This is a genomic window from Arthrobacter sp. H5, from assembly GCF_000520595.1.
Lineage (GTDB): Bacteria > Actinomycetota > Actinomycetes > Actinomycetales > Micrococcaceae > Arthrobacter_D.
Genome location: NZ_KI915000.1, coordinates 165484 through 175374 on the forward strand (window position 1 = coordinate 165484; position 9891 = coordinate 175374).

At 64.5% G+C, this 9891-nt stretch carries 11 protein-coding genes and 1 riboswitch; of the genes, 3 read left to right on the forward strand and 8 right to left on the reverse strand.

Annotation, left to right across the window (positions count from 1 at the left end; translation table 11 throughout):
- The 3 genes from Y708_RS24995 to Y708_RS0113485 form a co-directional block, all read left to right on the forward strand.
- Nucleotides 1-981, forward strand: a 981-nt coding sequence (locus Y708_RS24995; RefSeq protein ID WP_035776263.1) for an ATP-binding cassette domain-containing protein, incomplete at its 5' end; no start/stop codon positions are given.
- Entirely contained in the window at nt 978-1775 is a 798-nt protein-coding gene (locus Y708_RS0113480; protein WP_051478984.1) for an energy-coupling factor transporter transmembrane component T family protein, read from the forward strand. The genes Y708_RS24995 and Y708_RS0113480, both read left to right, overlap by 4 nt.
- A gap of 175 nt (nt 1776-1950) precedes the next feature.
- Nucleotides 1951-2457, forward strand: a complete 507-nt coding sequence (locus Y708_RS0113485) for a sigma-70 family RNA polymerase sigma factor (RefSeq protein WP_028280347.1) — start codon at nt 1951-1953, stop codon at nt 2455-2457.
- 4 nt (nt 2458-2461) lie between these two features.
- Here Y708_RS0113485 and Y708_RS0113490 read toward each other — a convergent pair whose 3' ends face one another.
- From Y708_RS0113490 to pabB, 8 genes are all read right to left on the reverse strand, one after another.
- Nucleotides 2462-3019 (reverse strand): COG4315 family predicted lipoprotein, encoded by a 558-nt coding sequence (locus tag Y708_RS0113490; protein ID WP_051478985.1) that lies wholly within the window; start codon nt 3017-3019, stop codon nt 2462-2464.
- Nucleotides 3020-3142: 123 nt separating this feature from the next.
- On the reverse strand, nt 3143-4408 hold the full coding sequence (locus Y708_RS0113495) for an O-succinylhomoserine sulfhydrylase (RefSeq protein WP_081746788.1): 1266 nt from the start codon (nt 4406-4408) through the stop codon (nt 3143-3145).
- Entirely contained in the window at nt 4401-4838 is a 438-nt protein-coding gene (locus tag Y708_RS25000; protein WP_051478986.1) for a rhodanese-like domain-containing protein, read from the reverse strand. Before Y708_RS25000 ends, Y708_RS0113495 begins: the two co-directional genes overlap by 8 nt.
- 6 nt (nt 4839-4844) lie before the next feature.
- A riboswitch (SAM riboswitch) is annotated at nt 4845-4971 on the reverse strand.
- A 79-nt stretch (nt 4972-5050) separates the two neighbouring features.
- Nucleotides 5051-6334, reverse strand: coding sequence for an RNA polymerase sigma factor (locus tag Y708_RS25005; protein WP_051478987.1), 1284 nt, complete (start codon nt 6332-6334; stop codon nt 5051-5053).
- Nucleotides 6321-6659 carry a YciI family protein gene (locus tag Y708_RS0113510; protein WP_028280350.1) on the reverse strand — a complete coding sequence of 113 codons (339 nt, stop codon included), beginning with the start codon at nt 6657-6659 and terminating at the stop codon, nt 6321-6323. Before Y708_RS0113510 ends, Y708_RS25005 begins: the two co-directional genes overlap by 14 nt.
- Nucleotides 6656-7015 (reverse strand): YciI family protein, encoded by a 360-nt coding sequence (locus tag Y708_RS29865; RefSeq protein ID WP_028280351.1) that lies wholly within the window; start codon nt 7013-7015, stop codon nt 6656-6658. Before Y708_RS29865 ends, Y708_RS0113510 begins: the two co-directional genes overlap by 4 nt.
- A gap of 203 nt (nt 7016-7218) precedes the next feature.
- Nucleotides 7219-8085: an aminodeoxychorismate lyase gene (locus Y708_RS0113520; protein WP_028280352.1), complete on the reverse strand. Its 867-nt coding sequence runs from the start codon at nt 8083-8085 to the stop codon at nt 7219-7221.
- A 94-nt stretch (nt 8086-8179) separates the two neighbouring features.
- The coding region (gene pabB, locus Y708_RS25010; protein WP_051478988.1) for an aminodeoxychorismate synthase component I at nt 8180-9891 on the reverse strand (1712 nt) is incomplete at its 5' end.

Here is a 9891-nt window from a genome sequence, read left to right on the forward strand (position 1 = left end):
GAGCCGACGGCAAACCTGGACCCGGCGGGAGTGCTCGAGGTGAGGGACGTTGTCGTGCGCGTCCTTGACCGGACCGGCGCCACGCTGGTGGTGGTGGAACATCGGGTGGAGGTATGGGCAGACGTTGTGGACCGCGTGGTGGTGCTCGCTGCCGACGGCGGGATTCTTGCCGACGGACCTCCGGGTCAAGTGCTGCAAGAGGTGGGTACCAGAAAGCGCCTGATCGAGGCCGGCGTGTGGATCCCGGGATACCGCCCTCCCGTCCCTGAGCTTGATGCGTCTGCGGGGTCTCCTCTTCTGGAGACCGAGGGTATGTCCGTCGCCCGGACCAGACGCGGTCCGGCGGTCCTGGAGGACATCACCATGGGGCTGAGCGCAGGATCCTCACTGGGCATTGTGGGGCCCAACGGTGCCGGAAAATCCACTCTTGCCCTGACGCTGGCCGGGCTGCTACCCCGCCGGGACGGGTCGCTGGCGGCGTCGCCTCAGCTGGCGAGGGGAGCGGCGGCAGACCCGCACACATGGAAATCGGCGGAACTGGTCACGAGGATCGGGACGGTCTTCCAGGAACCGGAGCACCAGTTCCTGACCCACCGCGTCATTGATGAACTGGAGTTTGGCCCGCGCCTGGTAGCGGAACACCGCGAGGCGGACATCAAACGCCGAGTGGAAAAAATCGCTGAACGGCTCAGGCTGACGTCCCTCCTGGAAGCCAACCCGTTCACCCTCTCCGGCGGGGAAAAGAGACGGCTTTCGGTTGCCACCATGCTTGCCACAGGTCCGGACATCCTCGTGCTCGACGAACCCACCTTTGGACAGGATGCCAACACCTGGGCCGAGCTTGTTTCGCTGCTTGCGGACCTCATCCGCAACGGGACCTGCGTTGTCTCGGTCACCCATGACCGCGAGTACACGCGGACGCTGGGCAGCCGCGTGCTATCGGTCGAGGACAGCAAGGCAACCCTGGGTGCAACCGTATGAGTGTTGACGTGCTGAACCCGAACCTCACCGGCCCGGTGCTGCTGCGAGCCAACCCGCTGTCCAAGCTGCTGGCCGCGGTCCTCGTGACCATCGTGGTGATGCTCAGTGTGGACTGGGTGAGCGCCGCCGTCGTGCTCGGCAGTGAAATCCTGCTGATGCCGCTGCTGGGAATCAGCGTCTGGAAGCTGTTCCTGCGCACGTGGCCCTTTGTGGTGGCTGCCGCAGTCGGTGCGTATGGGACCGCTCTGTTGGCCGAGAAAACCGGCGCGGTACTGTTCGAACTGGGGCCGGTCCTGTTCACCGAGGACTCCGTCAACGCGGGCCTTGCGATCGGGCTACGGGCTCTTGCTATTGCGCTGCCGGGAGTATTCCTGTTGACCACCACTGATCCCACGGATCTTGCGGACGCGCTGGCGCAGAAGCTCCACCTGCCGCACCGTTTTGTCCTCGGCGCGCTCGCCGGCATGCGGCTTGTAGGCCTGCTGATGGATGAATGGCGCACGCTGGGACTCGCGCGCCATGCCCGGGGCGTTGGCTTCGAGGGTAACCCCGCGGCCCGGTTCAAGAACTTTTTGGGTCAGGCATTCGGCCTCATTGTGCAGGCGATCCGACGGGCGACCCGGCTGGCGGTGGCTATGGAAGCGCGTGGGTTCGGCGGCCGGGAGCGGACGTGGGCGCGGGAGAGTACCTTCAGCGCAGTGGACGGCGGGGTAGCCCTGGCCGGGGTGGTTATCTCCGCGGCGGCCGTGCTGACAGCCGTTTACGCCGGGACCTGGAACTTTATACTTTCCTGACTTCAGGCACTCGGAGGCGCTGAGGCGGTGGCAGAGGCTCTGAGGAGGGAGCGGGTTCGCTAACGATTCCGCCATCATCGACAGGATTCCTGTTGCGTTTGTGCCGAAGGGTTGCATTATTAAGGCCACAGGCTTTTCCACAACCTCAGCGGCGGCATTGGTTTAGGAATTTTCCATGGGAATTGGTCAGGCGGAGTGGTTGCGTTCCATCAGTAACGATCACACGTTCGCCCTGCGGCGGTTCGTTGCGCGCCTGACCGGAGACCAGGCCCTCGTGGACGATGTTGTGCAGCTGACCATGCTGCGGGCATGGGAGCATCCGGTGATGCTCGACCACAGCGAAGGCGAGGTCCGTGCTTGGCTGTTCGCGGTAGCCCGCAACCTTGTCATTGATTCGTTCCGCAGTCCGCCCCACCGCCACGAGTTCGGGGTAGAAAACGTCCCTGAAACCGCAGGGGCAGACCCGACCGATCAGATCCTGGACGCCTGGCTCGTGGCTGATGCGTTGAGCTGCCTGTCACCCCAGCATCGCGACGTGGTGCTGCACTTCTATTTCCACGGCGACACCATGGCGGAGATCTCACGGTCCCTTCGGATTCCCGAGGGGACCGTGAAGTCCCGCCTGCACTACGCCCTGCGAGCCATGAAGACGGCGCTTCAGGCGAAGGACGTGACCCTTTAGGCGGCTATTGGATCATCTCGCCATCTGGAGCCACGACATACCAGACGTCGTTGACGGCTTGGCCGTTGACGTCACCGGCTGCTTCATCTTCGACAAAGTAGTAGATGGGCATCCCGTTGATGGTCACCTGCAACTCACCGTCGGGTGTTTCGATGGTGCCCACCTCGCCGGTGACACCTTCCACCTCCGGGGCATCGGTTTCGCTGATGACCGGGGGCCAGGCTTCAAGGCAGCCACCTTCGCAAGCGCTGACGCCTGAATCCGGTTCATCGTTGGTGAAGTAGTAGACGGTCATGCCTTCGCTGTCTACAACTATTTCGCCAAGGTCACTCTCTGCGACACCGAGCGGGCCGGTGGCGGCAGCGCCTTCCTCAGGAGCTTCCGCTCCTGTGGTTCCACCTTCCTCCGGTTCCTCTTCCGCCGGCGTTTCCTCGGCGGTCTCCTCCGCAGGCTCCTCTGCTGCGGGGGGAGCTTCCGTTTCGGGTGGGGTAGAGCTGCAGCCGGTCAGTGCCAGCAGGCAGACCGCAATAGCGGCGACAAGTATGCGCAGTGTCTTACTCATGGTTGAATCCTCCCGTGTTCAGTTCCTGGCGGCCCAGGAAAGGGAGTGGCCAATCGACCCCTCTGCCTCTAGGACGGGATGTGAGGAGGAATGGTTCAAACGAACGTAAAACTCACAGGTAGGTCACAGGCTGGAGAGTGCTTTGCCCAGATCGGACTGCAGATCGGACACGTCTTCGAGGCCCACCGAGAGCCGGATGAGGCCGTCGGACAGCCCAATCGCAGCGCGGCCCTCGGCACCCATGGCACGGTGCGTTGTGGTGGCCGGGTGGGTGATCAAAGACTTGGAGTCGCCCAGATTGTTGGAAATATCAATGATGCTGAGCGCGTCGAGCAGCTTGAAGGCGGTCTCTTTCGCGCGGCTTTCCGGAGCGTTCAGTTCGAAGGTGACCACGGTTCCGCCCGCGCTCATCTGTGCGGCCGCCAAGTCAAACTGCGGATGCGATTCCAGCAGCGGATACCTCACCCAGTTCACAGCCGGCTGCGCCTCAAGCCAGCGGGCAATGCTGAGCGCGGAAGCGGCCGAGTGGCCCACGCGCAGGGACATGGTCTCCAATCCCTTGAGGAGCGTCCAGGCGTTGAATGCCGATAACGCCGGCCCGGTGTGGCGCATCAGCGTCTTGACGGGGCCGTCAATGAAGTCTTTGCGGCCAAGGATTGCGCCGCCAAGCACGCGGCCCTGGCCATCGAGGTGTTTGGTTCCTGAATAGACAACGACGTCGGCACCCAGTTCGGTGCAGCGTTGCAGCAGGGGGGTGGCAAAGACGTTGTCCACCACCACCTGCGCACCGGCTGCGTGGCTGAGTTTGACCACCGCCCGGATGTCCACGATTTCCTGCATGGGGTTGGAGGGTGACTCGAAGAACACCGCCGTGGTGGGAACGCTGAGTGCCTCCTCCCACTGGTTGAGGTCCGGCCCGTCAACAAAGACCGTTTCAACGCCCCAGCGCGGAAGAATTTTGTTGAGGATGACAAAGCACGAGCCGAAGAGGCTGCGCGACGCAACCACCCGGTCGCCGGCGGCGAGCAGCGCGCCCAGGGCGGTGAACACCGCTGACATGCCGCTGGCGGTGGCAAAACATGCCTCGGCACCTTCGAGCAGCCGCAGGCGTTCCTGAAACATCGCGACGGTGGGGTTGCCGTAGCGGGAATACACAAACCGGTTCACATCGCCTGTGAAGGCCGCCTCTGCAGCGGCCGCGGAATGGTACACAAAACCTGAGTTGAGGAACAACGCCTCCGACGTTTCCTCGAAGTTGGTCCGTGCCAGCCCACCACGGACGGCGAGGGTGTCCAGGCCCCAACTGCCGGCGTCGTCGTTCTGCCCGATCAGCGGATAGCCGCCGTTGGTCACCTCAGACGCGGACGACGACGGCGTGGGCTCAGTCATCAGCATCGCCCAGTGCGGGGGTGCCGGCTTCGGTGCTGGTGTGCGCTGTGGTGGCGAGCCCGCTCAGCCGCCAGCCGCCGTTGGCCTCGAAGCCGTACAGGACGTTGTAGACCGTGTGGCCTGCGGAAGTGGCACTCTGGGCAGCCGCCACGGAACGTACTCCCGACCGGCAGATGAACAGCAGCTCCCGGCCCTTGTACTCGTGAAGTTCGTTGAGGAACGATTCGTTGCGAACGCCGCCGGCCCGGTTCCATTCCACGAAGACGGGTGCGGTTCCCGCGTCGCTGAGGTCAGGGACGCCAACGGTCTGCCATTCTTCGACCGTGCGCACATCGACGAGGACGGCGCCTTTTTCCACTCTTTCCACGGCCTGGCGCGGAGTGATGTCTCCTGCATAGCCGCTATGGGAATGGGATGGGTGCTGTGGCATTGTGTCTCCTCACACTTGCACTGTTCGATCACTGTTAGATGCGGATCCGGTGCCGAGTATTCACCTGAGGCACCCCGCCGTGAAGGAGGGTTGCCGGCCAGCAAGTCAGGGCTTGGCGCTGGCGCTCATTACTCTCAAGCAACGTAGCACCGTGATGGGCGTGCGCGCCACGCGGAACCGTAATGTTGGGTAACCGCTGAGGATCCGGAGTCTTAGAGGGAGCCCAGGCGCCGTTGAAGGTGCCTCCGTTCGGCATCATTGCCGCACAGCGCGATTGCGGTCTCAAAGAATCCGCGCGCCTCTGAAATCAGGCCAGCGCGGACCAAAAGTTCGGCGCGGACAGCGGGAAGCCGGTGATGGCCTGGGATGAGTTCACTTAGCCCGTCAAGCAGCACCAGTCCATCCTCCGGCCCGGTCACCTCCATCACCGCCACTGCCCTTGCCAGGCGGACCACCGGGGATCCGGTGGCGGATTCCAGCTCCGCATAGAGCGCCGCAATGGCGACCCAATCGGTGTCCTCTGCCCGCGCAGCCGTGGCGTGTTGTGAAGCGATGCCCGCCTGGAGCTGGTATTCGAGGGCCTGTCCCGTGAGGCCGGCCGGCAACCCGGCAAGCAATTCTACGCCGGACGCTATTTCCTCCTGCCGCCAGACGGAACGGTCCTGCTCGGGCAGCAGGATCAGTTCTCCACCCGAGTCAGTCCGGGCATCGCGCCGGGAGTGCTGGAGAATCATCAGGCTGAGCAGGGCGCGCACAACACTCCGGCCCGGCAGCAGTTCATCGAGCACCCGCCCCAGCCGGATCGCTTCAGCAGCGAGGCCTACGCGCAGCAGGTTCGGACCGGTTCCGGGCGAATAGCCGGCGGTAAAAATCAGGTAGATGACGGTCGCGACGAGGTCCAGCCGCTCATCCAGCCAGTCCGGGGCGGGAAGGGTGAACGGTATTCCCGCAGCAGCGATCTTCTTTTTGGCGCGCGTCAGCCGGGCGGCCATGGTTGCTTCCTGTACCAGGAAGAGGCAGGCGACGTCCGGTACCCCAAGGCCTCCCACAAAGCGAAGGGTCAACGCCGCCCGTGCGTCAGCTGCGATGGCTGGATGGCAGCAGGTGAACAGCAGGCGGAGCCGTTCATCAGGTACGTGTCCGCCTTCATCGACCGCAGCCTTGCGGGCTTCAGCGTCCACAACAACCAGTGGCTCCTTTCGCGCCGCGACGGCCTCTGCCCGAAGAATGTCCAAAGCACGACGGCGCGCGGTGGTCAGGAGCCACCCGGCAGGATTGCCGGGGACGCCGTCCCGCGGCCAGTTGTGCGCTGCAGCGGTGTAGGCGTCGGCCAGAGCGTCTTCCGCCAGCTCGAAGCGCCGGAACCTTCCGACCAGCAGCGCCAGCAGCCGCGCCCAGTGACCCCGCCAGGCCTCCTCGACAGCAACCGCCGCGTTGGCCGCACTGTTGTTCGTTGGGTCCGGCGGGGCATCCGGAGCCGGGTTAGAAGTAGGCAACCGGACGAAGTTCGATGGTGTATTCCGGGAGGAGCTTCACCAACTCGACGGCAACATCGAGATCGGGCACTTCCAGGACATAGAAACCGCCAAGCTGCTCGGTGATTTCGGCGAATGGTCCATCGGTCAGTCCCACCTGCGATCCGCGCCGCCTGACGGTTGTTGCAGTTGCCACTGTTTGGAGTGCCTCCCCGGCCAGGATTTTTCCCTTCTCCTGAGCAGCGTCTGAGAAGGCATTGTGTGCTGCCATGTACTTCTCCTGCACTGCCTCGGTGGCGTTGGCCCACACCTGTTCGTCCTCGTACATGAGCACTACAACCTTCATGAGGGTGCGTCCGTGACTGTCTCGCGCAATTCAACGGGGGAGCTTGTCCCCGTCAGCAGCTCATTGAGCAGATCGATAAAGGCTGCGCTGTCGTCAGTTTCCACCACGTAGAACCCGCCGAGCTGCTCCGCGGTCTCAGCGTAGGGGCCATCGGTCACGCCGACGCCCGGACCCCTGAGTATTTTTGCGGTTGCCGCGGGCTTCAACTCGGCGCCGCCGGTGATCTTATGTCCACCCTCGGCGCAGCGGCGCGCAAACTCGCCGTGCCGTTCATAGGTCTTGATCCGGTCGGGTCCGGAGGTGTTGGCCCACTCATCCTCATTGTCGTGCAGCAGGACAACGTATTCGGTGCTCATCTCTTCTCCTTGTGTTGCAGTCGTCGAAGACGCCTTTCCGGCTTCCTCACTATGATGACGCGCGACCACCACCAAAATCGACACCTCCTTTAGACAGATTCGTTGCCTTGTCGCAGAATTCGTTGGGTCGAAGCGGCGAACCCTGCGACAAGCCAACGAATCTGCGGAGCAGGCACAGGAGCAGGCACAGGCCATCGGATCCGTCAGGAGACGGACGCTACCAGCTCCGATAACTCGGCGGTGAGCGCCGGTGAAACCGAAACTGGCTCCCCATCCAGGGAGAGCACCGGCGCGAGGAGGCGCACACTCGAAATCAGCCACACGCCGTCGGACTCGAACAGATCCGCAGGAACCAGCGGTCCGTACCCTAGTTTCCAGCCGGCTTCACGGGCAGCCGCGAAGAGCGCACCCTGCGACGTCCCCGGAAGAATCCCGCTCTCCAACTGTGGGGTGATGAGTTCCTTGCCGCCGTCGCGCACCCGGGCGATAAGCACCGTGGACGTGGGTCCTTCCAGAACCTTGCCGTCGGAGGAGGTGAAGATGACGTCGTCGGCGCCCTGCTCGTGCGCGTGCCGGATCGCGGCCATATTCACCGCGTAGGACAGTGTCTTGGCGCCCATCAGCAGCCACGGAGCACGCTGCGCCACCGTGCTGTCATAGCCGCGTTCCAGCAGGAGCACTGCGAGGCCCCGGCCGCGTTTGGCGCGCACGGACTCGGAAACGGGGGAGACCTGCACCCACGCGGTGGGCGCTCCTGCTCCCTCAACCCCGCGGGTGACCACCAGTTTGACCACCTGCTCATCGGCTGGACCGGCCTCCCGGAGCGCCGTGTCGATGGCCCGCTGCCACGAGTCGGCGGCCGGAAGTTCCAGCCCCAGCAGAACGCCCGACGACGCGAGCCGGTCCAGATGGGCCTGTACCTTGCGCGGGCGGCCGTCGACCGCCAGCAGCGTCTCGAAAATTCCGTCCCCGCGCGTTGCGCCGAGGTCTGTGGCCATCAGTTGGGGTTGTGACGCGTCGGCGATCCGTCCGTCGTCATAATCAGGGTCAAGGAACACCAGAACAGTCATGCAGCCAGCTTAGTTGGGCTCCCGCTGCATCGAAGGGAGCGAAATAACGGTTTTCCAGCACGAAAGTGGTCATTTCCCTCCCTTCGATGAGGGATTAGCCCGGGAACTCGGCACCCAGCGCCGACAACACCCCAAACGCCTTGGTCCGCACTTCCTCCCACTCCTCGGCCGGGTCGGAGTCCGCGGTGATCGCTCCTCCTACGCCGAGCGTGAGCTGTGTGCCGCCGTCGTTCTCTTCCATCACCAGGGTGCGGATCACGACGGCGAGATCAGCCGCGCCGTTCAATGAAAAGTAGCCGACGGCGCCGGAATACACGCCGCGTGGCGTACCTTCCAGCCGGTCCAGGATAGCCATGGTGCTGATCTTCGGTGCGCCGGTCATCGACCCGGCCGGGAAAGCGGCCGCCACGGCTTCGGCGCGGGAAGAGCCGGGACGGAGCTGCGCGTCGATCGTGCTGACCATCTGGTGGACGGTTGCGTACGTTTCGATGTCGCACAGCCTGCTCACCGTGACACTGCCCGGCACCGCCAGATGTGACAGGTCATTGCGCAACAGGTCAACGATCATGATGTTCTCTGCGCGGTCCTTTTCGGAGTTTGCCAGTTCCTGCCGTAGGGCGGCGTCCGCGTCCGGATCCAACGCACGACGGCGGGTTCCCTTGATGGGTTCGGCACGCATACCCCCGCCGGCGTCCAGCCTGAGGAAGCGCTCCGGCGACGTGCTAGCCACGGCAAAGGTGGGGAACTTCAGGTAGTGGGCAAAGGGCGCGGGGTTGTTGTCACGGAGCCGCAGATACGTTTGAAGCGTGTCCATGGGCGCGTTGGCTGTGGCGTGCAGTGAGGTGGTGAGGCACACCTCGTAGGAATTTCCTTCGGTGATCTCAGCCTGTGCATCGCGGATTTTGTCCAGGTACGTCTCACGACGGTCGCGGGAAACAAACTTCGGGCGCACGGGCGCGGGTGTCCGGGGGAGCGGCAGCGCTTCCACCACCGCGGCCCGCGCGCTGGCCAGCCATTCGGCCAGCTCCGGGTCCCGTCCACCGTCGCCCAGAGTCAACAGGTACGTTCGTTGCTGTCGGTGATCCAGCACCACCGCCCGGCCTGCGAACAGGAGCGAGGCGTCCGGGAGGGAGCCGGTGGGGAGGGAAGAGCCGCCCGTTTCACGCTTCAGCTCGTAACCCAGGTAGCCAAGCCACCCCAGGGTGAATTCGCCGGGGTATTGATCGGGAGGTCGGACAGCCCGCCGGCCCCAGACGCTGTCGAGCCAGCGGAAAAAGGGTCCACGGATCCGGGCCGTCACCGCTCCGCCGGTCACCAGCGTGGTGCCGGCAGTGTGCCGGGCTCTCTGGCCAAACCTGCCGCCGCAATCGGTCATGATGGAAAAGCGGCTGCGGTCCTGTCGGTCCTCAGCTGTGGAACTGTCCAACCACGCGGCCGTGTCCGAGGTGCCGTACAGGGCGCTGAAGAGCGCAGGCCCGTCGGGGCATACTGGCAGGGTTTCCACACTCAGGGTCAAGCCGCGGCGCGCTGCCCGCTCCACCGCAAGAAGCGATTCGCACTGCGGGAGCCCCGTCAGTGCCAGGCGTACCTGCTGTGGAGTCCCGTCCCCGCGGTGCCCTTCGACCACCACATCGGCGTGCTCTGCGGGGTTGTCGGCCGCGAGCCAGCGGTCCTCCTGGTCGGCCCACCGTTGCCAGAAGGGGGCGTAGGTGCTGCCGTCGCGCTCGAGGGCGCTGCGGCGCCGCCGGGTTTCGTCTGCTTCCACCCACACCGTGACGTCGAGGAATTCCCGCGCTGCGGCGCAGC

Bases quoted from the DNA above. Each gene is read 5' to 3' on its own strand.
- Y708_RS29865 (WP_028280351.1), bottom strand. From the start codon at position 7,015: ATGAGCACCGAATACGTTGTCCTGCTGCACGACAATGAGGATGAGTGG.
- Y708_RS0113495 (WP_081746788.1), bottom strand. From the start codon at position 4,408: ATGACTGAGCCCACGCCGTCGTCGTCCGCGTCTGAGGTGACCAACGGC.
- Y708_RS25000 (WP_051478986.1), bottom strand. From the start codon at position 4,838: ATGCCACAGCACCCATCCCATTCCCATAGCGGCTATGCAGGAGACATC.
- Y708_RS0113490 (WP_051478985.1), bottom strand. From the start codon at position 3,019: ATGAGTAAGACACTGCGCATACTTGTCGCCGCTATTGCGGTCTGCCTG.
- Y708_RS0113485 (WP_028280347.1), top strand. From the start codon at position 1,951: ATGGGAATTGGTCAGGCGGAGTGGTTGCGTTCCATCAGTAACGATCAC.
- Y708_RS0113510 (WP_028280350.1), bottom strand. From the start codon at position 6,659: ATGAAGGTTGTAGTGCTCATGTACGAGGACGAACAGGTGTGGGCCAAC.
- Y708_RS0113520 (WP_028280352.1), bottom strand. From the start codon at position 8,085: ATGACTGTTCTGGTGTTCCTTGACCCTGATTATGACGACGGACGGATC.
- Y708_RS0113480 (WP_051478984.1), top strand. From the start codon at position 978: ATGAGTGTTGACGTGCTGAACCCGAACCTCACCGGCCCGGTGCTGCTG.